22 protein-coding genes and 2 pseudogenes are annotated in these 24,139 nt (G+C 67.2%); 9 read left to right on the top strand and 15 right to left on the bottom strand.

Annotation, left to right across the window (positions count from 1 at the left end; all coding sequences use genetic code 11):
• Positions 1 to 90: 90 nt before the first annotated feature.
• The 7 genes from AC1HFH_RS13110 to AC1HFH_RS13080 form a co-directional block, all read right to left on the bottom strand.
• The gene (locus tag AC1HFH_RS13110; protein ID WP_480243036.1) at positions 91 to 534 is read right to left on the bottom strand and encodes a GntR family transcriptional regulator; all 444 of its coding nucleotides are present in this window, start codon (positions 532 to 534) and stop codon (positions 91 to 93) included.
• A 12-nt stretch (positions 535 to 546) separates the two neighbouring features.
• Positions 547 to 1,683, bottom strand: a complete 1,137-nt coding sequence (locus AC1HFH_RS13105) for a CaiB/BaiF CoA transferase family protein (protein WP_480243035.1) — start codon at positions 1,681 to 1,683, stop codon at positions 547 to 549.
• A 155-nt stretch (positions 1,684 to 1,838) separates the two neighbouring features.
• Complete coding sequence (locus AC1HFH_RS13100) at positions 1,839 to 2,630, bottom strand: enoyl-CoA hydratase/isomerase family protein (protein WP_480243034.1); 792 nt, start codon at positions 2,628 to 2,630, stop codon at positions 1,839 to 1,841.
• A 56-nt stretch (positions 2,631 to 2,686) separates the two neighbouring features.
• Entirely contained in the window at positions 2,687 to 3,847 is a 1,161-nt protein-coding gene (locus AC1HFH_RS13095; protein ID WP_480247842.1) for a CaiB/BaiF CoA transferase family protein, read from the bottom strand.
• 19 nt (positions 3,848 to 3,866) lie between these two features.
• Positions 3,867 to 5,042, bottom strand: a complete 1,176-nt coding sequence (locus AC1HFH_RS13090) for an acyl-CoA dehydrogenase family protein (protein ID WP_480243033.1) — start codon at positions 5,040 to 5,042, stop codon at positions 3,867 to 3,869.
• Positions 5,039 to 6,979, bottom strand: a complete 1,941-nt coding sequence (locus AC1HFH_RS13085; RefSeq protein ID WP_480243032.1) for an AMP-binding protein — start codon at positions 6,977 to 6,979, stop codon at positions 5,039 to 5,041. The genes AC1HFH_RS13090 and AC1HFH_RS13085 overlap by 4 nt, the downstream gene beginning before the upstream one ends.
• Before the next feature lie 27 nt (positions 6,980 to 7,006).
• Positions 7,007 to 7,468 (bottom strand): MaoC family dehydratase, encoded by a 462-nt coding sequence (locus tag AC1HFH_RS13080; protein ID WP_480243031.1) that lies wholly within the window; start codon positions 7,466 to 7,468, stop codon positions 7,007 to 7,009.
• Between the two features lie 135 nt (positions 7,469 to 7,603).
• Between AC1HFH_RS13080 and AC1HFH_RS13075 the strand changes: the two genes are divergently transcribed.
• The gene (locus AC1HFH_RS13075) at positions 7,604 to 8,806 is read left to right on the top strand and encodes an acyl-CoA dehydrogenase family protein (RefSeq protein WP_480243030.1); all 1,203 of its coding nucleotides are present in this window, start codon (positions 7,604 to 7,606) and stop codon (positions 8,804 to 8,806) included.
• Between the two features lie 33 nt (positions 8,807 to 8,839).
• Positions 8,840 to 9,067: a hypothetical protein gene (locus tag AC1HFH_RS13070; RefSeq protein ID WP_480243029.1), complete on the top strand. Its 228-nt coding sequence runs from the start codon at positions 8,840 to 8,842 to the stop codon at positions 9,065 to 9,067.
• 55 nt (positions 9,068 to 9,122) lie between these two features.
• On the opposite strand, the gene AC1HFH_RS13065 is transcribed toward AC1HFH_RS13070, so the two are convergent.
• Both AC1HFH_RS13065 and AC1HFH_RS13060 read right to left on the bottom strand, forming a co-directional pair.
• Positions 9,123 to 10,016 carry an HpcH/HpaI aldolase/citrate lyase family protein gene (locus AC1HFH_RS13065; RefSeq protein ID WP_480243028.1) on the bottom strand — a complete coding sequence of 298 codons (894 nt, stop codon included), beginning with the start codon at positions 10,014 to 10,016 and terminating at the stop codon, positions 9,123 to 9,125.
• A 48-nt stretch (positions 10,017 to 10,064) separates the two neighbouring features.
• A complete protein-coding gene (locus tag AC1HFH_RS13060; protein ID WP_480243027.1) occupies positions 10,065 to 11,564 on the bottom strand; it encodes an aldehyde dehydrogenase in 1,500 nt (499 codons plus the stop codon).
• 278 nt (positions 11,565 to 11,842) lie between these two features.
• On the opposite strand from AC1HFH_RS13060, the gene AC1HFH_RS13055 reads away from it, so the two are divergent.
• From AC1HFH_RS13055 to AC1HFH_RS13035, 5 genes are all read left to right on the top strand, one after another.
• A complete protein-coding gene (locus AC1HFH_RS13055; RefSeq protein WP_480243026.1) occupies positions 11,843 to 12,712 on the top strand; it encodes an HpcH/HpaI aldolase/citrate lyase family protein in 870 nt (289 codons plus the stop codon).
• On the top strand, positions 12,709 to 13,455 hold the full coding sequence (gene fabG, locus AC1HFH_RS13050) for a 3-oxoacyl-ACP reductase FabG (protein ID WP_480243025.1): 747 nt from the start codon (positions 12,709 to 12,711) through the stop codon (positions 13,453 to 13,455). Before AC1HFH_RS13055 ends, fabG begins: the two co-directional genes overlap by 4 nt.
• Positions 13,452 to 14,345: an HTD2 family dehydratase gene (locus AC1HFH_RS13045; protein WP_480243024.1), complete on the top strand. Its 894-nt coding sequence runs from the start codon at positions 13,452 to 13,454 to the stop codon at positions 14,343 to 14,345. Before fabG ends, AC1HFH_RS13045 begins: the two co-directional genes overlap by 4 nt.
• Positions 14,346 to 14,357: 12 nt before the next feature.
• Positions 14,358 to 14,810 carry a MaoC family dehydratase gene (locus AC1HFH_RS13040; protein WP_480243023.1) on the top strand — a complete coding sequence of 151 codons (453 nt, stop codon included), beginning with the start codon at positions 14,358 to 14,360 and terminating at the stop codon, positions 14,808 to 14,810.
• A gap of 389 nt (positions 14,811 to 15,199) precedes the next feature.
• On the top strand, positions 15,200 to 15,814 hold the full coding sequence (locus AC1HFH_RS13035; protein WP_480243022.1) for a GntR family transcriptional regulator: 615 nt from the start codon (positions 15,200 to 15,202) through the stop codon (positions 15,812 to 15,814).
• A 111-nt stretch (positions 15,815 to 15,925) separates the two neighbouring features.
• Here AC1HFH_RS13035 and AC1HFH_RS13030 read toward each other — a convergent pair whose 3' ends face one another.
• A complete protein-coding gene (locus tag AC1HFH_RS13030) occupies positions 15,926 to 16,297 on the bottom strand; it encodes a nuclear transport factor 2-like protein (protein WP_480243021.1) in 372 nt (123 codons plus the stop codon).
• Between the two features lie 263 nt (positions 16,298 to 16,560).
• On the opposite strand from AC1HFH_RS13030, the pseudogene AC1HFH_RS13025 reads away from it, so the two are divergent.
• Positions 16,561 to 16,731: pseudogene (locus tag AC1HFH_RS13025) on the top strand (IS3 family transposase); the annotation flags it as partial.
• 304 nt (positions 16,732 to 17,035) lie between these two features.
• Here the strand turns inward: AC1HFH_RS13025 and AC1HFH_RS13020 are convergent.
• A complete protein-coding gene (locus AC1HFH_RS13020) occupies positions 17,036 to 17,860 on the bottom strand; it encodes a GntR family transcriptional regulator (protein WP_480243020.1) in 825 nt (274 codons plus the stop codon).
• Between the two features lie 41 nt (positions 17,861 to 17,901).
• Between AC1HFH_RS13020 and AC1HFH_RS13015 the strand changes: the two genes are divergently transcribed.
• Positions 17,902 to 18,804: a LysR family transcriptional regulator gene (locus tag AC1HFH_RS13015; protein ID WP_480243019.1), complete on the top strand. Its 903-nt coding sequence runs from the start codon at positions 17,902 to 17,904 to the stop codon at positions 18,802 to 18,804.
• Positions 18,805 to 18,904: 100 nt separating this feature from the next.
• On the opposite strand, the pseudogene AC1HFH_RS13010 reads toward AC1HFH_RS13015, so the two are convergent.
• The 4 genes and pseudogenes from AC1HFH_RS13010 to AC1HFH_RS12995 all read right to left on the bottom strand — a co-directional run bounded on the left by AC1HFH_RS13010 (position 18,905) and on the right by AC1HFH_RS12995 (position 24,049).
• Positions 18,905 to 19,817 (bottom strand): annotated as a pseudogene (locus tag AC1HFH_RS13010) (IS982 family transposase).
• A 641-nt stretch (positions 19,818 to 20,458) separates the two neighbouring features.
• On the bottom strand, positions 20,459 to 20,803 hold the full coding sequence (locus tag AC1HFH_RS13005; protein WP_480243018.1) for a hypothetical protein: 345 nt from the start codon (positions 20,801 to 20,803) through the stop codon (positions 20,459 to 20,461).
• Positions 20,804 to 21,057: 254 nt separating this feature from the next.
• Positions 21,058 to 22,578: an aldehyde dehydrogenase family protein gene (locus AC1HFH_RS13000; protein WP_480243017.1), complete on the bottom strand. Its 1,521-nt coding sequence runs from the start codon at positions 22,576 to 22,578 to the stop codon at positions 21,058 to 21,060.
• Positions 22,579 to 22,696: 118 nt separating this feature from the next.
• Complete coding sequence (locus tag AC1HFH_RS12995; RefSeq protein ID WP_480243016.1) at positions 22,697 to 24,049, bottom strand: helix-turn-helix domain-containing protein; 1,353 nt, start codon at positions 24,047 to 24,049, stop codon at positions 22,697 to 22,699.
• Positions 24,050 to 24,139: the final 90 nt, after the last annotated feature.

The raw sequence follows: 24,139 nt of genomic DNA, 5'->3' as shown, positions 1-24,139 counted from the left end.
CACCCCTTTCTTGATCTCGGTATAAAAAATAAAATATCATACGTGCGAGGTGGGTGCCCGAGCGGTGGCCGGACCGGCGCCGTGGACCGGCTACCAGCTGGATCGGCTGCTGGTGCGGATGGAGGAGTCGCCGATCAGCTCGGAGCGGGAGTTGCTCAACTTCGAGTTCCACCGGCTGACAGCGTGATTGGCGCCGCGCAGGAAGTGCGCTTCGGTGCGGTCCAGGGTGGCGTCCGAGATCGCCAAGGCAGCCCGGGCCGCGGCCAGACCGGAAACCACGCCCAGGATCCAATAGTGGTCACGGACGTCGTCCGGGGTCATGGTGGCCACGAAGGCGCCCCGACGCGGCGGCAGATCCACCACCCCTTCGATATCCAAGGAGATCAGCGCCTCACGCACGGGCACTTTGCTGGTGCCCAGGTATTCCGCGATGGCATCCTGGTCGATCTTGTCACCGGGACGCAGTTCCCCGGAAAAGATCCGGCGCCGGATCTCCTGCGCGGCGGCGGTCTTGAGACTGGCGGGCGGTGCCATGGCCGATTCCTCTCACCCGAATTCCGCTCGGATGGCGGCCGTGTCGGCGCCCAGCGCCGGCACCGCACCGTTGCGGATCGCCCAGTCCCTGGCGATGCCCGGAGGCCGGAGAGCGGCGACCGGGCCTGCGGGGGTGCCGATCTCGCGCCAACGATCCCGCTCCCGCAACTGCGGATGCTCGGCCAGGTCACGGACCCCGTTGAGCCGGGCATTGCCGATCCCGGCGGTATCAGCGGCGTCCTGGATCTCGGCCAGAGTGCGCTGCGCACACCACTGCGCCACGAGATCGTCCAGTTCGTCGCGCCGGGCGACCCGGTCGTCGTTGTGGGTGTACCGCGGATCGACAGCCAGTTCCGGGCGGCCCATCAGTTCGCTCAGTCGGCGCCATTCCCGGTCGCTGGTGGTGCCGAGCACCGCGGTCTGCCCGTCCGAGGTCGGATAGGCGCCGTACGGGGCGATCATCGGTGAGCCCATGCCGACCGGTACCGGTTCGGTGCCCGCATGCAGCACCTGGTTGAGAGCGAAGCCCATCATCTCCGACACCACATCGAGCATGGCGACGGGAACGACGGCCCCGCGACCCGTGCGCTCGCGGTCGTAGAGTGCCGCCAGGACCGCGGAATACGAATAGAGCGCGGTCCCGATGTCGGCGACCGGGATTCCGGGTTTGGCCGGGTGCCCCGGGGCGCCGGTAATGCTGCACGACCCGGCTTCGGCCTGGATCAGCAGGTCGTAGGCACGTTTGTGATCGAGGGGGCCACCCCGGCCGTACCCGGAGATGTCGACGATGATCAGCTGCGGAAACCGTTCGGCCAGTTCGCCGACGCTCAAACCGAGCCGGTCCAGGGCGCCCGGCGCCAGATTGCTCACCAGGACATCGGCGGCCGCGAGGATGCCGTGCAGCACCGCCTGATCGCCGGGGTCCTTGAGGTCGAGGGCGGCCGATTCCTTGCCGTGATTGAGCCAGGTGAAATGCGCGGACAGACCACCGACCACGGTGTCGTAGTGCCGGGTCGAATCCCCGTAGCCGGGTTGTTCCACCTTGATCACCCGGGCGCCGAGATCGGCGAGGTGCCGGGTGCACAGCGGTGCAGCGATCGCCTGTTCCAAACCGACGACGGTGATCCCGGCCAACGGGCCGGCAGGCATCCTCGGGCGCTCGGCGGCACCCGAGGCGCCGGAAGTCACCGAAGCTGGGGCATCCCGGAAGGTTTCGCTGCTGCCCGACGCCCCTGTGGCCCTGGCCGATCCTCCCGGGTCCGCCGATCCGGCGTGAACCGGCGGTTCGCCGGTATGTGGTGCGCTCATGAGAACTTCGGCTCCCGCTTCTCCCGGTGCGAACCGACGCCCTCGACGACGTCGGGTCCGCCGAAGCCGTAGAACTCCAGCCCCAGCGAGGCGTCGAAGATCGGCATCGCCTGCCGGTACCAGCCGTTGAGCGCCATCTTGGTGTGCTGGATGCCGGTCCGGGAACCGGCAGCGAGCCGCTCGGCGAGGGCCATCGCCCGGTCCTGTACCTGATCGTCGTCGACACACAGCGACACCATGCCGATGCGTTCGGCTTCCTCGCCGGTCAGTACCTCGTTGGTGAGCAGGTGGTATTTGGCTTTCGCCATTCCGGCCAGCAGCGGCCAGCAGATCGCGGCGTGGTCCCCGGCTGCGACACCGAGGCGGACGTGGCCGTCGACGATCTTGGCCTTGCGGCCGGCGACGGAGATATCCGCCAGCATGGCCACGACCAGTCCGGCACCCACCGCCGGCCCGTTGATCGCGGAGATGATCGGCTGGGGCACCTCGATGATGTTGCGCACCAGATCGCGGGCCTCCCGCATCACCCGGGTGCGCGCCCGGTAGTCGCCGATCATGTCTTCGACCAGGTCGAAACTGCCGCCTGCGGAGAAGGCCCGCTCCCCTGCACCGCGCACCAGCACGGCACGCACCGAATCGTCCAGGGCGATCACCGGCCAGATGTCGGCCAGTTCGCGATGCATCTCGGGGCCCACCGAATTGAGATTCGGCGCCTCCAGCACGATCCGCAGCACGCCCTCGGCGGGCCGGTCGATCGTCAGTGACGGGAAGTCTGCATAAGCGGACACGATGTTCCTCTCGTTCTACCTGGATGAATGCTCGACCTGTGCGGGCACTGCCGGAATCACCCTGCCGGGGATCCTGATTCGGCGCCTGCGGCGACGGCATCGGCCGCCGACCACCGCGCCACCACCTCGGCGACTTCCTGCGTCCCGACCGGCGGCACCGACGGTTCCCTGGCCGGGGTGCGGCCGAACCTGGGTGCCGGGGCGGGCTGCAGGGCGTCGCCGACTCGCCGGTACAGGCCACGTTCGGCGTTGTGCGGGTCGCCGGCCGCCTCGTCGAAGGTGAGCACGGGAGTCACGCAGGCGTCGGTTCCGCGGTACACCTGTGCCCATTCGTCCCGGGTGCGCCGGGCCAGTGCCGCCGCGATCAGTTCGCGCAGCCGTGGCCACTCGTCACGATCGTCCTGACCGGGCCATCCGGAGGTGTCGACGTTGAGCCGGTCCACGAACTCGCGGTAGAAGTCCGGTTCCAGGGCCCCGACGGCGAGATACCGTCCGTCTCGGCACCGGTAGGTGTCGTAGAACGGTGCCCCCGAGTCGAGGAAGTTGGTGCCCGGTTCGTCCGAGTACAGCCCCGCTGCCCGCAGTCCCTGCAGTTTCGCGGTGAGGACGGCGACCCCGTCGACCATGGCGGCGTCGATCACCTGGCCCCGGCCGGTCCGCGCAGCGTCGACCAGCGCGCAGGCGATTCCGAACGCGCTCATGGCGCCGCCGCCCGCGTAGTCACCCAGCAGGTTGATCGGCGGGCGTGGCGCATCCCCGGCTCGGGCGAGGGCGTGCAAGGCGCCGGACTGGGCCACGTAGTTGATGTCGTGACCGGCGTCCTGGGACCGCGGCCCGGTCTGGCCGTATCCGGTGAGCCGGACATAGACCAGGCGCGCGTTTCGGTCGCGGAGATCGTCGGGGCCCAGACCGAGGCGTTCGGTGACGCCCGGCCGGTAGCCCTCGATGAACACATCGGCCGAATCGACCAGCCTCAGTACAGCTTCCCGTCCGTCCGGATCCTTCAGATCCAGCGCGACCGAGCCGACGCCGCGGTTGACGACATCGGTCTCCTCTGCGAGTCCTGCGGTTTGGCTCAGCGCTCGCGCGGACCGGTGCGCCGGACGCACCACCCGCACCACGTCGGCGCCCATATCGGCCAGCAGCATCGACACGTACGGCACCGGGCCCATACCCGCCAGCACCACCACCCGAATTCCGGCCAGGGGTCCCGTCACCATCGCCACTCTCCTGTTCTCAGTAGGACCGAGGTAGGCCGAGGACCTGCTGGGAGATGTAGTTGCGCACCATCTCCTGCGAGAACGGCGCGTTGCGCAGCAGCCGCACCTCCCGCCAGAGCCGCTCGATGTGGTACTCCTTGGCATACGCATACCCACCGAGGGTGGAGAATGCGCGGTCGCAGGCCTCGAATCCGGCTTCGGCGCCGAGGTATTTCGCCGCGGCCGCTTCCGGCCCGCACGGCTTTCCCGCATCGAACAGTTTCGCGGCCCGCATCACCATGCCCTCGGCCGCTTCCAGACGGATCCAGGAGTCGGCGAGCGGATGCGCAACAGCCTGGTTCTGTCCGATCGGCCGGTCGAAAACAACCCGGTTCTTGGCATATTCGGCACCGATCTCCAGGGCCGCGCGCCCCAGGCCGATCCCTTCCATGCCCACGACGATGCGTTCCGGGTTCAGCCCGTCCAGCAGGTAGTAGAAGCCCTTGTCGACTTCACCGACCAGGCGATCGTCGGCGACTTCCAGGTTGTCGATGAACAGTTCGTTGGTGTCGATGGCGGCCCGGCCGAGCTTGTCGATCTCACGGACGGTGATCTTGGTTCGATCCATATCCGCGAGGAACAGCGACATCCCCCACAGCGGCTTGTCCTCGCGGCGCGGCGAGGTACGCGCCAGCAGCAGAATCTTGTGGGCGTTCTGGGCATTGGTGATGAACACCTTCTGCCCGTTGATCACCCAGCCACCGTCGACCTTGGTGGCTTTGGTCTTGATCCGCGAGGTGTCCACGCCGGCGGTGGGTTCGGTGACACCGAAGGCCATCAGCAGGTCGCCGGAAGCTAGCTTCGGCAGGTACTCCTGCTTCATCGCCTCCGACCCGTATTTCACGATCGGCGCGGGCGGGAACACGTAGAAGTGGACCGCCGAACCACCGCTCATCCCACCACCGGAGGCGGAGATCTCCCCCATCATCACGGCGGCCTCCTCGAGGCCGAGGCCGATGCCGCCGTACTCCTCGGGGATCATGGCGCCCAGCCAGCCGCCGGCGGCGAAGGCTTTCACGAATTCCCAGGGGTATTCGTGCTTGCGGTCCTTGTCGAGCCAGTAGTCGTTGTCGAACTTGCGAGCCAGCTCGCGGGTGGCCTGGCGAACGATCTCGACGTTGCTCTCGGTATCGGTGTCGGGGGCTGCGGTCATGGCAGTTCTCCTACGGGAATGTCTTCGAGTGGGGTGGCCGGATCGAGCGCGGACATATCGCCGGCAGCCGCTCCGAGGAACCGGGACCGGATGGCCCGGCGCATGATCTTGCCGTTCTTGGTCTTGGGCAACGTGTCGACTACATACACCGTCGGCGCAAACGATCGGCCCGCATGATCGGTCGCGACCGATTGCAGATCGTCGGGTGCCGCGCCGCCGGCACGCAGCACCGCGAAGGCGACAGCTCGCTGGCCCCGCCGCTCGTCGGGGACACCGATCACCGCGACCTCGGCGATCCGGGAGTCACGCAGCAAGGCCGCTTCGATCTCGGCGGGCCCGACCCGGCGTCCGGACAGCTTCAGCGTGTCGTCGGAACGGCCGTGGATGCGCCACATGCCGTGCTCGTCGACGCTGGCCAGGTCGCCGTGCACCCACACCCCGTCCCACCGGTCCCAGTAGGTTTCGAGGTAACGGTCACGGTCCTGCCAGAAGGCGTGGGTCATGCCGGGGAAGGTGTTGCGGACGGCGAGTTCCCCGATCGCGCCGGTGACCGAGGTGCCGGCGTCGTCGAGAACGGCCGCGTCGACACCCGGCAGCGGGCCGTTGAACGCGGCTGCGGCGGCGGGCAGAAACGGGTACCCGATCAGGATGCCGCCGCCGACCTCGGTGCCGCCGCTGTAGTTGACGATCGGGCGGCTGCGGCCACCGACCTGCTCGAACAGCCACCACCAAGTGGGTTCGTCCCAGGCCTCACCGGTGGAGACGAACTCCCGCAGTGTCGGCATGGGCGGTGCGGGTTCGCCACCGGCTTTGATCGCCCGGGCCGCAGTGGGTGCGATACCCGCGACGGTGACACCGTTGCGTTCGATGACCTCCCACATCCGGTTCGGGGCAGGGTGGACCGGCAGGCCCTCGATCATCACGATGGTCGCGCCCAGCTGCAGTGGCCCGGTCATCAGCATCGGCCCGACCAGCCAGCCGAGGTCGGTGATCCAGGAGACCACGTCGCCGGTGTGCACATCGAAGCCGTACCCGAAGTCGACCGCGGTCTTGACGGCGAAACCGGCGTGCGAGTGCACGATTCCCTTCGGCCGGCCGGTGGTGCCGGAGGTGTAGACGATGGTGAGCGGGTCGTTCGCTTCGGTGTCGGCGGTCTCGACCGGGGCCGGGTCACGGTCGAGTTCGTCGAAGTAGATGTCCCGGTCTGCCTGCATGGGTACCTCGATACCCAGGTGGCGGACCACGACGACCGAACGCACCGACGGCGACATGGCCAGTGCGGCGTCGGCGGTCTCCTTCATGTCCACGCGGTTTCCGCGCCGGGTGGTGCCGTCGGCGGTCACCAGCAGCACCGCTTCGGAGTCCTGCAGCCGGGTGGCCAGCGCCTCGGGGGCATAGCCGCTGAATGTCGGCACCGAGACCGCACCGATCATGGCGATCGCGAGAAAAGCCACGGCGGCTTCGGGTACCACCGGCATGAACAGCACCACGCGGTCACCGCGCCGTACCCCGAGACGGGTCAGGTTGGCAGCGAAGCGACGCACTTCGGTGTCGAGTTCGGCGAAGGTCAGGGTGCGGCGCTGTCCACTGTCGCCCTCGTACACCACCGCGGTCCGCTCGGCCGACGGGCCGATGGCGTGCCGCTGCACCGCCAGTGCCGCGACATTGAGCCGGCCGCCGGGGAACCAGCGCGGAAAGGGTTTACCCGCGGACTCGTCGAGCACCTGCTCGAACGGTGCCGCGAATTCGACACCCAGGTCGTCGACCGCGGCCCGCCAGAACCATTCGGGGTCGGCGGCCGATCGGCGCTGGAAATCGGCCACGGCGGCGGCATCGTCGCCGAATCCCCAGCCGCGTAGTGCGGCCAGCAGCCGACTGCGTTCGCGTACGGCCGCACCGGGATTCCAGGCCGTGCTGTCCGGATCCACGTCCACCATGACGTGTCCTCCTTCGTTGGTCGCCATTCAGGCCTGTTCGGCCGGCCGCTTGAGCATCAGGCCGACCCGCACCGCGTCGCAGATGATCTCGTCCCGCTGGTTCAGACCCAGGTGACGGAAGGTGACGATTCCCGAGTCGTTGCGGCTCTTGGATTCCCGCTTGGTCACGATCTCGGTGCGGACATGGATGGTGTCTCCGTGGAAGACCGGTTTCGGGAACTTGATCTGCTCGAAGCCGAGGTTTCCGAGGGTGGTGCCCTGGGTGGTCTCCGGAACACTGACTCCGGAGATCAGGCCGAGGATGAACAGGCTGTTCACCAGGCGCTGACCGTAGATGGAGTTCTTGCTGTACTCGGCATCCAGGTGCAGGGGCGCCAGGTTCAGCGTCATCACGCTGAACAGGGTGTTGTCGGCCTCGGTGACCGTGCGGCGGGTCGGGTGATCGATGACCATCCCCGGCTCGAATTCCTCGAAGTACAGGCCCGGCATGTCGTGTTCCTTTCTGACGCGCGGCGTCGGCGCCGCGGGGTGTGAACCATACGATATACGATAATATATTATGCATACAACATCCCCTGATCGATCGCCCGGGAACCACCCTTTCCGAGTATCATATATTTTATCATGGCTGCGGCCGTGGACATCGACCCGAAGGAGCCGACCGTGTCCGACGTGAGTGCCGAGGACTTCGCACCGATCTGCACCCAGGTCCGCCAGTTCGTGCGGACCAAGGTGGTCCCCCGCGAGGCGGAGATCCTGGCCACCGACGCCATACCCGACGACATCCGGCGTCAGGCCGCCGATATGGGCCTGTTCGGCTACGCGATCCCGCAGCAATGGGGCGGCCTGGGCCTCGATCTCACCCAGGATGTCGAACTCGCCATGGAACTCGGCTACACCAACCTCGCGCTGCGCTCGATGTTCGGCACCAACAACGGGATCGCCGGACAGGTGCTGGTGAACTACGGCACCGAGGAACAGAAGAAGCAATGGCTCGAGCGCATCGCATCCGGTGCGGTGGTCGCTTCCTTCGCGCTCACCGAACCCGGTGCCGGTTCCAACCCGGCCGGCCTGCGCAGCCGCGCCCGGCGCGACGGCGACGACTGGATCATCGACGGCCAGAAGCGGTTCATCACCAACGCTCCCCTGGCCGATCTGTTCGTGACCTTCGCCCGCACCCGGGAAGCCACCGCGGGCGATCCCGGAATCGCCGTCTTCCTGATCCCCGCCGATGCCGCCGGCGTGCAGATCGGCCCCAAGGACGCCAAAATGGGCCATGAAGGTTCCTGGACGGCCGACGTCACCTTCACCGATGTCCGGGTCCCCGCCGATGCGCTGGTCGGCGGCGCCGAGGACGTCGGATACAAGGCCGCCATGGCCTCCCTGTCCCGTGGGCGCGTGCACATCGCCGCCCTCTCGGTCGGCACCGCCCAGCGCGCACTCGACGAATCGGTCGCCTATGCCGCGACCGCCACCCAGGGTGGTACACCCATCGGCGATTTCCAGCTGGTGCAGGCGATGCTCGCCGATATGCAGACCGGAGTGCTGGCCGGGCGCGCCCTGGTGCGCGACGCCGCCGCCAAGTACGTTTCCGGCGAGGACCGCCGGATCTCGCCGTCGGCGGCCAAGCTCTTCTGCACCGAAATGGTCGGCCGGGTCGCCGACAACGCGGTGCAGATCCACGGTGGCAGCGGCTATATGCGAGAGGTCACCGTCGAACACATCTACCGCGATGTTCGCCTGCTGCGCCTCTACGAAGGCACCAGCGAGATCCAGCGGCTGATCATCGGTGGCGGACTCGTGCGCGCCGCGAAGAAACGCGCCTGACCACAGCCGACGGGCGCCCGAGGAGTCATCGTCATGGTCGACGAACAACGGCCGCCATCCGAAGGTGATGTGCACCTCCGGATCTGGCTGGACGGCATCGCCTTCGACTATGCATGCACCGCCGATGCGGCCCGCAACCTGATCCACGATTGGCACCGCCGGTGCTGGTACACGATCGAATGGGTCGGAGACGCCGTCCGGGATGGCCGGTTGCTGCCGCGGCTGCCGAACGAACGACTGTTCCTGGGCCCTCGGACATAGGATCGGCGCAAAAAGGGAGGGAGTGGCCGTGGCCACTCCCTCCCTTTCTTCGTCGTCAGGCGTTCGCCGACAGCGCATCCGCCAGGGCGATGACCCCCTTCGCGGTCTTGACGTGGGCGAGATCGATGTGCTGACCTTCGAAATCGACCGCGGCGCTACCGGCGGCCTCGGCCTCCTCGAAGGCCGCGATCATCCGGCGGTAGAAGTCGACCGCCTCCGGTGACGGCGAGAACACCTCGTTGGCGATTGCCACATGCGAGGGATGGATCGCCACCAGACCGCGGTAGCCCAGCTGCCGGTTGTCCAGGCAGAAGCGGCGTGCTCCGTCGAGATCCTTGATGTCCTGCCACACGCCGGCCACCGGATGGTGCAATCCGTTCGCACGCGCCGCAAGAATGATCCGGCTGCGCAGGTACAGCGTCTCCAGCCCGCCGGGGGTGAACTCGAAACCGAGTTCGCGACCCACGTCGGCGTTGGGCCCCGTGGCACCGAGCAGCGAGGCGACCCGCGGGCTGGCTGCCGCGATCTCCTCGCACTGGGCCATCGAGGTGGCCGTCTCGTACGACACGATCAGCTGTACCGTGCCGGCCGCGAGACCTTCGCGTTGCTCGAGATGGCTCAGTACCGCGTCGAGACGCACGATCTCGGCGGCGGTGAACACCTTCGCCAGGAACAGTCCGGCCAGGCCCGGCCGGACGATGGCCTCGAGGTCGCCGCCGAGCAGGCCGCTCACCTCGGGATTGGCCCGCACCCACAGGTCGGGGCGCACACCGGCGCCGGTGAGCCGGTCGATCGTCGCCGCGACCGTCGCCCGGGCCTCGACTTTGTCGGCGGCCGGTACCGAATCCTCCAGGTCCAGAATCAGCGCGTCGGCACCGGACGCGACACCCTTGTCCGCCCATGAGGCCTTGTGCCCCGGAACGAAGAGCATCGAACGGTACGGTTTCATCGTTTGTCTCCCTTGGTGAGTTGAATCGAGCGGTGCGGTACCGGCGGATCAGTTACCGAAGCCGGAGGTGGCGGTGGGCTCGTCGTCGAGCACCACCGTCTTGCTTTCGAGGAACGGCAGCAGGCCTTCGGTGCCGCCTTCGCGGCCGATTCCGGACAGCTTGAACCCGCCGAAGGCGATCGAGAAGTCGGTGCGCGGACCGTTCTGGCCCACCGTGCCGGTGCGCAGCTTCCTTGCAACCCGGTAGGCGCGGTCGGTGTCGGTGGTGAAGACCGAGGCGTTGAGGCCGTACGGGTTGTCGTTGGCCAACTCGACGGCGTGCCCTTCGTCCCGGGCCGGGATGACGGTGAGCACCGGACCGAAGATCTCTTCGGTGGCGATCACCGACCGGTTGTCGACATTCGCGAACACGGTCGGTTCCACGAAGAAGCCCCGATCCAGATCCGCTGGCCGGCCGCCGCCGGTCACCAGGCGGGCACCATCCGCCGTACCGGCTGCGATATATCCCTCGACGCGTTCGCGCTGCCGCGCCGATGCCAGTGGTCCCATATTCGTGGACTCGTCGAACGGGTCGCCCACCCGCAGTGCGCTCATCGCCGCACCGAGCGCCTCGGCGAACTCGTCGTGGCGGTGCTCGCTGACGATGACGCGGGTCAGGCTGTGGCAGACCTGGCCGGCCAGGTAGCTGATGCCGCCCGCCAGGACTTTCGCCGCGGTACCGAGGTCGTAGTCGTCGAGGATGAGCGCGGGCGACTTGCCGCCGAGTTCGAGGGTGCAGCGCGCCATCCGGTCGGCGCAGATCGCACCGATGGCGCGGCCGGCGGCGGTGGACCCGGTGAAGGTCACCTTGTCGACGCCCGGATGCCGGACGAGCGATTCCGAGACGGTGCGATCCGCCGTCACCACGTTGACGACACCGGGCGGCAGCCCGACCTTCTCACAGATCTCGGCGAACAGATAGGCCGAGGTCGGCGCCTCCTGGGGCATCTTCAGTACCACCGTGCACCCCGCCATCAGAGCCGGGGCGCATTTGTACGCCATGAGCCCCGCCGGCCCGTTCCAGGGCACGATGGCTGCCACGACTCCCACCGGCTCACGGACCAGCAACCCAGCGCCCCCGGACATCGGGGTGTGTGGCTCACGGAAGGTGAACGACTCGGCCAGGTCGGCATAGGCGTCGAACGCGCCGGACAGGAACAACGGCAGCCGGGTCCGCGCCAGCGCGTACGCGATGCCGGACTCGATCGACCACAGCCGGGCGAAGTCGTCACCGCGGGCGGTCAGCTCGGCCGCGATGGCGCGGAGATACCCCGCCCGCTCGGCGGGGGCCAGTTGCGGCCACGGGCCGGTGTCGAAGGCTCGGCGGGCGGCCGTCACAGCGGCGTCCACGTCCGCGACGCCCGCTGCGCCGACTCTCGTCACGACCTCCTCGGTGCTGCAGTTCAGCACGTCGAAGCCGACCGATGAGGAAACCGGCACCCAGTCTCCACCTATATAGGCGGTTTCGGGGTGGGCCGGCAACGCACCGGCCACTACTGACTCCGTCATACAAGCCCTTCGGTTATTGGGGCCGCCACATCACTGTGACGCCGACAACAGGCAATTAAATATACTATATTCCAAACGGGCAGATCGGCGGCAGATCGACCGACTCCGGCCACACTCCGCCCCGACCATCCCCACCTCGGCACACCACCGGGCGGACACCACCCTATGGTAGGTATATTATATTTTATCGTACGGCAACCCCGACCTCGAACGAAGGAGTCGTCAGTGTTCGTAGTGTCCACGGTGAACACACGGATCAACCGGCAGGTCCGCCGGCGATGAGCACCAGTGTCAGCACCGATATCACCCAGCGGGTGCGCACCGCGGCAACCGTGCTGTTCGTTCCCGCCGACCGCCCGGAGCGCTTCGCCAAGGCGACCGCCGCCGGTGCCGACCTCGTCGTGCTCGACCTCGAGGATGCCGTGGCACCGGCGAACAAGGAGTGCGCACGCCGCCACGCCGTGGACTGGGCCGAGGCCGGATACCCGTGTGCCGTACGGGTCAATTCCACCGGAACCCCCTGGCACGACGCCGATCTGGCCGACCTCGCCGGTACCGGATGTGCGGTGATGCTGCCGAAGGCCGAGGAGCCGGCCGCCGTCGAACGGGTCGCCGCCGTGCTCGGGCCCGATATCCCGGTGATCGCACTGATCGAAACGGCGCTCGGGGTGCTCGACGCCGCCCGGATCGCGATCGCTCCGGGCGTCCACCGCCTGGCTCTGGGCACCTTCGACCTCGCCGCCGAACTCGGTATCGACCCTGCCGACCGGGACGCGCTCGGCCTCACCCGGCAAGGCCTGGTTTTGGCCGCAGCGGCCGCAGGCCTGCCCGGCCCGATCGACGGCGTCACAGCGGCCGTCGACGACGCCACCCAGCTCGCCGACGACGCCGAATACGGCAAACGGCTCGGCTTCACCGGCAAACTGTGCATCCATCCGCGCCAGCTCGCGCCCGTCGCCGCCGCCCTGCTGCCCAACGACGACGATATCGCCTGGGCGCAGCGAATCATCACCGCCACCGACACCACCCAGGGCGTCGCCGTCGTGGACGGCACCATGGTCGACAAGCCCGTCGTCGATCGTGCCCGGCGCATCCTGGCGCAGACGGGCACCACACCGGAAACCGACTACCGTGAGGATATTTCATGACCGGCCCACTGCTGCAGGACAAGACCGCCGTGATCACCGGCGCCGCCCAGGGCATCGGCTACGCGATCGCCGAACGATTCATCGCCGAGGGGGCCCGTGTAGTCGTCGGCGATATCGACGGTGACGCCACAGCGACCGCGGCGGAACAGCTCGGCGGTCCGGTCGTGGCCCGCGGCGTGCGCTGCGACGTCACCGACGCCACCGAGGTACAGCAACTGCTCGACACCGCCGCCGACGCCTTCTCCCCCGTCGACGTGATGGTCAACAATGCCGGGATCACCCGCGATGCCACCATGCGGAAGATGACCGAGGACCAGTTCGACCAGGTGATCGGTGTGCACCTCAAGGGCACCTGGAACGGCACCCGGCTCGCGGGGGCGAGCATGCGACAGCGGGGTGGCGGCACGATCGTCAACATGTCCTCGCTGTCCGGCAAGATCGGACTGCCCGGCCAGACCAACTACTCCGCCGCCAAGGCCGGCATCGTCGGCCTGTCCAAAGCCGCTGCCAAGGAACTCGCCCACCTCGGTGTGCGGGTCAATGCAATCCAGCCGGGCCTGATCCGCACTGCCATGACCGAGGCGATGCCGGCGAAGGTATGGGATCAGAAGATGGCCGAGATCCCGCTCGGCCGGGCCGGCGAAGTCGACGAAATCGCCAAGGTGGCCCTGTTCCTGGCCTCCGAGCTGTCCTCGTACATGACCGGCACCGTGCTGGAAGTGACCGGCGGGCGGTACATGTGAGCGAGTTCGCCGTATCCCACCTCGACCCGGCGGCCGACTGGCGGCCGCACACCGAAACCACCGTCGAACTGCTCGACCCGGCGCCGGTCGCCGCATTGGCGACGCTGTTCGACGACGGACTGGAAACCCCGCAGCCCGGGGACGAACTACCGCCACTGTGGCATTGGGTCGCCGTGCCCCGATGGGCAGCATCCGGTCTGCTCGGCACCGACGGCCATCCGAAGCGCGGTAGCTTCCTGCCGCCGGTCACCCTGCCACGACGGATGTTCGCCGGCGGTGAGCTGCAACTGCACGCACCGCTGATCGTCGGCGAGGAGGTCATGCGGGTCGCCGACGTCACCTCGGTGACCGAGAAAAACGGCCGATCCGGGACCCTCGTCATCGTGACCGTGCGGATCCGATTGTTCGGCCGCACCGGAGTCCTCGCCGCCGAGGAGACCCAGGACCTGGTCTATCGGGACGCGGCCACACCGACCGGGCCGGCAGTGGAGCCACCACCCACGCCGGGCACGCCCACCAGGCCACTGCACAAGATCACCGACACCGAGTGGGAGTTCCGCACCGACCCGTCCCTGCTGATGCGGTTCTCCGCGGCGACCGCCAACGCCCATCGCATCCACTACGACTGGCCGTACGCCACCCGCGCCGAGGGGTACCCCGGCCTGGTCGTGCACGGCCCGCTGCAGGCCCTCGCCCTCGCCGAAACCCACCGGCTGGCCGACGGCGCCCCCGTGGCGAAACTGCGCCACCGCGGCCGGGCACCGCTGTTCTGCGGGCAGCCCGCCCGACTGCGCACCGAAACCCGCCACGACGGGATCGCCCTCGAACTGCACGGTCCCGGCGGGACCGAAGCCGGACCGAATGCCACTGTCCACCTCACCACCCGTTAGAAGGAGCCAACCGTGACCCGGGTGTTCACTTCACTCGACGATGTCCGTGCCGCCATAGGCGAGTCCATCGGCCCCAGCGCACCCTTGCTCGTGGAGCAGGACCGCATCACTGCCTTCGCCGAGGCAACCGGCGACCGGCAATGGATCCACGTCGACCCTGCCCGCGCCGCCGACGGACCGTACGGCGCGACCATCGCGCACGGTTACCTCACGCTGTCGCTCATCCCCTGTTTCGCCCGCGAGCTGGTCGGCTTCGATTTCGGTTCCGCACGGGTGAACTACGGTGTGAACAAAGTCCGCTTCCCCGCCCCGGTCCGCGTCGGCACCGAACTCAGGGCGACGGGCACCCTCACCGACGTCACCGAGACGCCGACCGGTGCGGTGATCACGGCGAAGTACGTAATCGACTGCGGGGCCGAGAAACCCGCCTGTGCGGCGGAAACTCTGGTACTCGTCGTCGGCTGACGAGCCGGCCCTGCATCCCACCGGCCACCGAACGCGCCCGGCCGCAAGGACCGCATCCGCACATCCTTCACCCTCCTCCGGCGCGGCATACGGTGTAGTACGTCGCCTGCGGCGGCCGAACGGGTTCTGGGCCGGGCGCGACCGAGAACGGCCTGGAACGCTACTGCCGCTTTCACAGGAGCGACCGCGCCGCACACGACACCAGCGCCCGGCAGCGATATATTGTACCTGCGAGCATTCGCCGCTCACATGGGCGCGAACCGGGCAGCAGGCGGCCGTCGAAGGAGGCGCAACCAGTGAAAACGACCAGGACCGAGTTTCCTCCCCGAGCCCGTGCTCGGCACCAGCAGTTGCCCGACCAGGTCGCGGCATATGTACGGGAGCAGATCATGTCCGGTGCCATGCGGCCCGGCGAGTTCATCCGGATGGAGCCGATCGCCGAGGCGGTCGGGGTCAGCATCACCCCGGTTCGGGAGGGCCTGCTGTCGCTGAGCGCGGAGGGCTTCGTCACCCTGGTCCCGCGCCGGGGTTTCGTGGTAGCCGAGTTCACTCGGCAAGACATTCGTGACCTGTTCTGGGCGCAGAGCAAACTCTCCGGCGAACTCGCAGCGCGCGCTGCCAAGCGGATCACTGCGGCCGAACTCGACCGGCTGACAGACCTGGTCGCCGAAGGCGAAACGGCGCGGGCCCGGGAGGATATCGACGAAATCGGCCGGATCGGGCACGAGTTCCACCGCACCATCAACCTGGCCGCGAATTCCGATCGGCTGGCCCGGCTGCTGGTGACCATCGTCAACCACCTGCCGAACCACTTCTACGCCTCGATCGAGGCACACGTTCAGACCATGGCGTCCGAACACGAACAGCTGATCGAGGCCTTGCGTAAACGCAATGCCCGGGCTGCCCGCAAGATCACCGAGGCACACATCTACGAGAGTGCCGACTTCGTGATCGAAATGCTGGAGAAGCGCGGATTGTGGGCCGAGGAGGCAGCAGCCGGCTGACCCCGAGCCGACGCTACTACTGCCCGGAGCTTCCGAAGCCCGACGAACGAAACGGCCGGCGATCGCACGCCCATTGCGTCACGGTCACCGGCCGCACGTGCGCAACCCGACTCAGGGTTGAACGCCCATCTCGGGGCCGATGTATTCCCGGACCCGCGCGGCCTTCCCGTCCCGGGCGTCGACGATCTGCAGCAGGTGCAGCTTCATCTCCTGACCGCTGATGGACACCTCGGTGGTGCACTCGTGGAAGAAACCGTTCTCGGTATAGGTGATGCCGACGGACTCGAACTTCGGGATACCGCCTACTCCGGAACGCTCGTACACGGCAGCGACCGCGTCGGGCACGGTCACCCACTTGTCGTCGGCACTGTGCCACACGAGGCAGTCGTCGTGACTGATCTCGACGAAGAGATCGATATCGGTGAGGGCCTTCACCCAGCTTTCCGCGAGCTCTCTGGTGGCCTGATCTGGGGTGCTGCTCATCGTTGAACGGTGCCTTCCTGTCCGGTTGCTGCAGAGTGTGTCCTGCACCACCCATACTGCGCGTGAACAGGCAGACCGAGTGTCCAAGTTTCTGGACACAAGCCGCGTCGTCCTCCCCACGACGGTTGTCGCTCGCGCTACAGGCTCGCCCCGCGAGATACGAGCGACGGTCGACATCTGCTGCCAACGACCGGATCGAACGTTGACGTTGACCGTGCCTGCGTGAAACGGTGCGGCGACGGCACGCCCCTTTGCGTCGTTGCAATGCGGCGATGGAATCGTTCTTCGCGTTGCTGCAACGCAACTTCCTCGACCGCCGGTCATGGGCGACCCGTGACGAGCTCAGAATCGCGATCGTCACCTGGATCGAACGGACCTACCACCGGCGTCGGCGCCAGGCCAGGCTCGGCGAATTGATCCCGATGTCCCTATAGAACTGACGGAGATACTTGACACCCGATCGAATACGAGACCATCATGACCACACCAGCTCTTCACGCTGCCTAACCGCTGTCACCCGATCGCGCAGCAGTCCCTGGCGTCTTTTCGTCCTCACCGCAGCCTAGCCTGCTGTTCTGGGGACGACCGATGTCAGCACCCGAAAGGTCTCGTCGAAGGGTCCGAGCCGAGCGGTCGACCTCGGCCCGGCTTGCTCTGACTACGCGACGCGGCTGATCGGCCGAACTTCGGGGGTGACCAGTGAGCTCGGCGCGGATCCGGGCATTCACACTGGCACTGTCAATAAGATTCATCATCGTGCTCCTGCGCATTGGCCCCTGCGCGGCCACCCGATTGCCAGGCAACTTCGGCCGGCAAGTTGTCCAACGCCTTCGATCGTCCGCTATCCGCCCACATTCCGCGGTTCTCCAGCATCGAGATCAACTCCTCGGCCCCAGCCATGATGTGTTCGCGCATGATGCTGTTCGCCGACTCACCGCGGCGCCGCTGGAGTGCTTCGAGGATGGCTGGGTGGTCGCGTAATGCGTCGGCGCCGTGGCCTTCGATGCCGAAGTAGAAGCGGTTGGGGACCTGCCTCACGCTCGCGCCGAGGGCGGATGCCAATCGCCGGGAGTTCGCCGCATGATTGACCACTCGGTGGAATTCGTGACCGTACGCCACGATGTGCTCGACGTCAGCGGCCGGCTCGGCAGCAGCCCGGGCATGCGCCTCGATCACGCTGGCGAGGTGGTCGAGCTGCTCGATGGTTATCCGCTCCGCCGCACGGTTGGCGAGTTCGCCCGACAGCGTCGCCCGCAACCAGAACATGTCGCGAACATCCTCGCGGGTGAGCTCCGCGACTCGATACCCACGGCGCGGAACCAATTCCAGGAAGCCATCTCCCTGCAGCATCACCAGGGCTGAGCGAACCGGGGTGTTGCTGACACCGAGTGTCTCGGCTATCGCGTCCGAGCGAATGAACTCGCCGGACTGGAGCTGGCCGGACATGATCAACTCACGGAGATGACCAGCTACCTCGTCGGGCAACGGTCTACGTTCCTTGGACACCGAACCCAGTCGTTGCCAATCGCTCATGGTGGGCGGTGACCCCGATATTGATGTCATCCAGCCTCCTCCTCTCGCCATAGATTGTATATAATACTGCCATGGACCTGAGGCGACTCGAGATCTTCTGCGCCGTCGCCGAGGAACTGCACTTCGGCCGCGCGGCCGAGCGGCTGCATCTGGCTCAGCCCTATCTCAGCCGGACCATCCGCGCGCTCGAGGCCGACCTCGGTGCGCCGCTGTTCGACCGCACCACACGCCGGGTGGAACTCACCCCCGCAGGCCACGTCCTGCTCGAATCCGCCACCACGATGTTGCGGATCGAGGCGCGGGCACGCAGCGATGTCAGTGCCGCGCATCGGGGCGAGGCCGGCACGGTGCGGTTCAGCTTCGCGGGACCGTCGTCGCAAGCGATGGTCGGGCGGCTGGCACGCGCCGTCCGGGAAAAGCACGGCGGAATCAAGCTGGCCGTCCGCCCGGGCCGCTACGGGCCGACAGCGCTGGAGGAATTGCTCGACAGGTCGACCGATCTGGCCATCGCCAGGTTCGCCTGCACGCCCGACGAGGTCGAGTGCCGACCGGTGGCCAAAGAGCACGGGGTGCTGGTGGTGCCCGCTTCGCACCCCATAGCCGGACAAAACTTCGCTTCACTCACCGCGCTTCGCGGGCAGCCGTTCATTACCCTGCCAGAGGGGACAGGCTCCGTGGTCCGTTCAGTGTTCACCGCAGCGTGCCACACCGCCGGCTTCGAGCCCGACATCGTGCAGACCGCACCTGACTCCTGGACCTGTGTGGCCCTGGCCGCGGCCGGGGTCGGGCTGCACTTCACCACCGACGCGGCAGCCCGGCAAATGCCCGCCGAAGGGGTCAGGATAATCCCACTCGCCGACGACCTCGCCATCCGCCCGGTGCTCTGCTACCTGGTGTGGCGGCAAGGTGACCGTGACCCCACGCTCGCTCGGGTTCTCGACTTGTCGGAGCACATCCTGCCCTCCGTAACCTGAACAGCGATGCGCTGGCGCAGGTTCCGGCGCATCGCCGCCTAGATGATTGATTCCAAGGGGTGTGCGGGTCGCGGAGCGGCCAGCACACAGATCGGATTCGTTAGTGGTCGTAGTCGGTCAGTGATCGGTGGATCGGTGCGCCGGTCTTGTCGTTGTGCCAGATCGCGGTGGTGAGGGCGAGGAGTCGTTGCAGGACGCGCACGACGACACCGGCCGGAGTGCGTCCACCATGGCGTTCGAGGTCGAGCTGGGCTTTGAGGGTCTGATTGATCGATTCGACAACTTGGCGTAACGGTTTGAACAGGTGATGACCCGCTCGTTCGGCCTCGCCCTTGCGGGCCGGGCGCAGCAGCCGCAGGCCCGCGTCGGCGAGTTCGGTTTCGAACTCGGCGCCGAAATAGTTCTTGTCCGCGATGAGTGTCCGGCCGGGCCGGTCGCTGACCAGACCAGGGTCAGCCGCCAGGATGCCCTGCAGGGTCCGGCGTTCGTCGGCCTTGGCGCCGGTCAGCGCGAACCCGATCGGCAGCCGGCCGAGGGGGGCGATCAGATGCAGGCGCAGGCCCCAGAAATAGCGTGAATGCGAGGCGCAGTACCCGTACTCGGCCCATCCGGCCAGGTCGGAGCGTTTGACCGTTTCGCGGGACCGGCCGCATTCGACCGGGGTGGAATCGGCCACCCACACGTCGTCGGTCCACAGCGTGGTATCGACGGCCAGTACTCGGATCACCACCTGGATCAGGCCGGCTGCACCGCGCAGCCGCTTGTTGTAGCCGGGCTGTTTCGGCAGGTACCGGAACAAATGCCGCAGATGTGTGCGGGCATACCGCAGCCAGCGGGCCTCGGAGGTGAACCCGAGCAGGGCCTGCATCACCGCCAGCGTCACCAGTTCGGCGTCGGTCAACCGGGGCGAATCCGACCGCGGGCCGCCGGGGAGCCAGATCCGGGCGAAGCTTCAACAGGTCGTCGGTGGTGACATAGAGTGCAGTGGCGAGGGTGTCGATGTCATTGCTCACAACCGACGGAACCCGGCAGCTGCCCGGTACACGTGCGACCGAACCCCTCAACTGCCCACGACTCCAGCGAACAGCATTCAACGCTTGCGTGCCCGAGCCTGCCTGGTGAGCTCAGTGATCCGGTCGGGGCGGCGAGAATTGTTGAGCTCGGCCACCAGCTCGTCGGGACACAACTCATACACCTCGCCCCGCCAGCGACAAGCCTTGTTGTCCCATACGCAATATCCGCCCAGCACGCCGCGTGCCACGTACCGTCGCCGAGCCATACCCGGATTCTAACGGCGCACCTTGGAATAACTCATCTAGGGCCCGCCTCAAAGCGGATGACGGGGACCGCAATGCGTCGTTCATCAAATCAGCGTCGTTGTCGAGCGCTGTTGACCACGTGGACATATCGGCGAGGTATGGATCGTGCACGGACAACGACTGGTTCTCGACTCGATCGGGTGCGCGCTGGCAGCGGTGGCGCACCCTAAGGGGTCGGCCGGTGTCGAGTACGGTCGCCCCATCGGCCGCGGAGCCGACGAGGTCCGGCCTATCCGCTTCGTTCGAACTGAAGACGCAGCCGGTGACGACCGGACAACAGTCCTGTCGTCACCGGGCGCCACTGCACCAATCGCTCGGCACGCGTAGAACTACCTCTACTCGCCCTTCACCACCAGGTCTGTGATCGGTTCGAAGATCAGTCCGAGCCGCTCCGGAGCCAATGCCTGACTCATGACCATGTCGGCAGTGTCGTACCGTCGGGCCAGCTCGCTCAGAACCGAGTCGAGATCTTCGGTCTCGATCTCGTAGAGCGCGAAGTACCGCCAAGGGTGTGGTTCCGGCGCGCGTTGACCTGCACGACTGAGCTCGAACCGCTGCGCCGCCACGAATCCGGGAATACGCAGAACGTCGTGCACGTGCGTGTTCGTATACCACTCGTTGAATTCGTCCTCGCGGCCCTCGACCGGATTGGTGAGAACGACGTACTGATATCTGGCCACTGCTTTCCTTCCTTCCATTTCATCGCATCGAGCAGGAGTGTTGAAAGTCCAGGACGGTCAGCCCCCGACACACTCCGTCCCGCGCCCGCCCTACAACACACCGAGCCGATTATGTACAATATATCCAACTGTTTCTCTTCGGTGCGGAGGGTCGAGACAGCCCACCGCCGAGACACGTAGGTAAGAAATGGGCACGCCGAATCCCCGTGCGCCGGGCTCCCGGGCACGGGAGGGTGGTTCGGTCGCGCGGAAACTCAGCGATCGAGCAGGGTGATCACCGATTTCGTCTCGAGGTATTCCTCCACACCGTCGGGACCGCATTCGCGGCCCCAGCCGGACTGCTTGAACCCACCGATGGGCATGGCAGCACCGCCCGCGCGGTGGACGTTGATGCCCACCCGGCCGGTCCGCAATCGGCGCGCGGTGCGCTGGGCGACGGCGACATCGCGGGTCCAGACGCTGCCGGCCAGACCGTATTCGGTCGCGTTGGCCGCGGCGACGGCCTCCTCGAGGTCGGTGAAGGACATGGCGCCTAGGACGGGACCGAAGATCTCCTCGCGCACGACGCTCATCTCCGGCGTGACATCGGCGACCACGGTCGGCTCATAGAAGTAGCCCCGATCGCCTTGGCGCCGCCCACCGCTGAGGACGCTCGCCCCGTCAGCGACAGCCGTGGACACGTAGCCGTGGACCCGGTCGAGATGCTGCTGGGAGATCAGCGGCCCGAGATCAGCGTCGGGGTCGGTGCCGTAGCCGAGGCGCAGGGCACGACCTTCGGCCGCAACACCCTCGACAACACGCTCGTAGACGCTGCGGTGCACGAACAGCCGGGTTCCGGATGTACAGATCTGTCCGGAATTCCAGAAGATGCCCTTCGCGACGCCGGGGATCACCTGATCCAGGTCGGCGTCCGGGAGCACAATAACCGGCGACTTGCCGCCCAGTTCCAGCGACAGCTTCTTCAGATTGCCCGCCGCCGCCCGCACGATCTTGCGGCCGACCGCGGTAGAGCCGGTGAAGCTGATCTTGTCGACATCATCGTGTGCAACCAACGCTGCTCCGGCGACACCACCACCGGTGAACACATTGACCACGCCGGCGGGGACGCCCGCCTCGAGCAGTAACCGGCCCAGAGCCAGCGCGGTCAGCGACGCGTTCTCCGACGGCTTGAGCACGCAGGTGCATCCGGCGGCCAGCGCGGCGGGCAGCTTCATCGCGATCCCGACCATCGGCGCGTTCCAGGACACGACCAGTCCCGCGACCCCGACCGGCTCCTTGTAGGTGTGGCCCTGGAACCGCATTTCGGCCGTGCCGATGTCGGCGGTACGGCCGTGGATCTTGTCGGTCCAGCCGGCGAAGTAGCGGAACATGTTGACCGCCTCGCTCACCATCAGCCGGGCCTGGGTGACCGGCATGCCGACATCCAAGCTCTCCAGCCGGGCGAAGTTCTCCAGATCGGCCTCGATGAGTTCGGCAGCGCGCCATAGGATCACACCGCGCTGCGCTGCGGACAAGCGCAGCCACCGTTGTTCGTCGAATGCCCGCCGGGCGGCGGAGACCGCGCACTCGACATCGGCCTCGTTCGCGTCGGCCAGCTGCGCGATCACCTCGCCGGTGCCCGGGTCGATCACCGCGAGGGTGGTTCCGGAGGTGGTGTCCTGCCAGGATCCGTCAATCAGCAGCCGCCCGCGCTCCGCTCCGGTGCCGAATGCGAAGTCGAGCAGTGCCCGGTCGGGGGCGAGCGAAGGGCGAGTATCTACGTCGTTGTGTCCCATACTTTTCAACCTGTTCTGCGATTAGCCGGATTGTGATGTGGGCCGTCGCCCGTTGACGACGCTACGATCCGCGACCGGGGATGAGATGTCCGAATCCTGGACGGTTCCGGCGCGCGACTCAGTCGATGTGTAGCGCGCGCATGCGGTTGTACAAGGTCGACCGGCTCAGACCGATGGCCCGTGCCGCTTTCATTCGGTTGCCGCCCGCGGCCTCGAGAGCGCTGACGATGATCTCGCGCTCGGCCCGCTGCAGCGGCGAGTTCGGCCCGCGGCGGCGCAAGCGGTGGGATTTCGGCAAATCGGCGGGCACGATGTCGCCCGCCGTACGTGTTCCCGCGATCGCGTGCACCACACGCTTCAGTTCGGTGAGGTTGCCCGGCCAGGGTTGATCGGCCAGTACCCGCAGTGTTTCCGGTGTCATGTGTGCACGGCTGCTGCCGCCGACCGCGTCGAACATGCGCTGGGCCAGCAGAGGGATCTCCGCAGGGCGTCTGCGTAACGGCAGCAGTTCCCGATGACCGGCACACAGCGCCATCAGTCGGTCGTGTGCCCGAGTGGAGCGCTCCTCCGGGGCGCAGGTAAGCACGACTCGACGTGTGGTCGTACGCAACGACCGTGACAGCAGTGTCACCATGGCCTCCGACAGCAGATGGACGTGTTCGACGACGACGGGAGGCCCCGCCGATCGCAGCACCTCTGCGATGGTGGCGGCCCAGGTGTCTTCCCCGAGGGCGATCACATCGGCGGCATCGACAATCTCGGCGCCGGGACCTGCGGCAGCCCTGGCCTCGGTGGTGCGGCCGGATCCCGGCTCGCCGACCACCAACAGCGGCCAGGCGAGAGCCGGAGTAGCTACGGTGCGCCGGGTCAGTGTCGGGGTCTTCTCGGTTGCGGTGATGTCGAGCAGGGCTCCGTCGGTGTCGTCGATGGGCGAACATGCCACCTCGATCGCCCGACCGGAGGTGAGGGTGAGCCGGTGGCTGCTGTTGCCGCCCGCGCGTGTGAGTTCCGCGTAGGTGCGCAGAGTCGCGTGATCGGCCGGCTCCAAAAGTCCCAGCGCGGCCGGGGTGGCCAACACGAGTTCGTCACCAAGGACGACGACCGGCCGCCCGCGCCGCTTCGTTGCTTGCTGGAACACATCGAGCAGCCGCAGCTGGGTCTGCTGCGAGTCGCGCTGGATCCGCTCCTCGATTTCCCGCACTATCCGGCGGGCGAGCTGCGGGAAGAGCCGGTGGTCGGCGCCGGTGGGGCCGCCGACGTCGAGAACGCCGATGAGTCGTCCCGTCACTGGGTGCAGGATCGGATGGCCGTAGCAGGTGAACCGGTGCAGCGCACGGTTGAAATGCTCGGGGCCTTGGACCAGCAGCCCGCTGCGGGTTTCCAGTGGCGTGCCGACCGCATTGGTGCCGATCCGCTCTTCGGCCAGCTGAGCGCCGGGAACCAGACCGAGCTCGGTAAGGGGCTGCCGCACCGCCGAATCGGAGCTGCGTACGTCCACCAAGCAAGCACTACGGTCGGCCAGCACCACCGCCAGCGGGGCGCCATGCAAATCGGAGACAGC

This window comes from Nocardia sp. KT25-26, from assembly GCF_056627695.1.
Note: the sequence above shows the minus strand (reverse complement) of the source record. Positions and strands in the feature narration are given on the sequence as shown.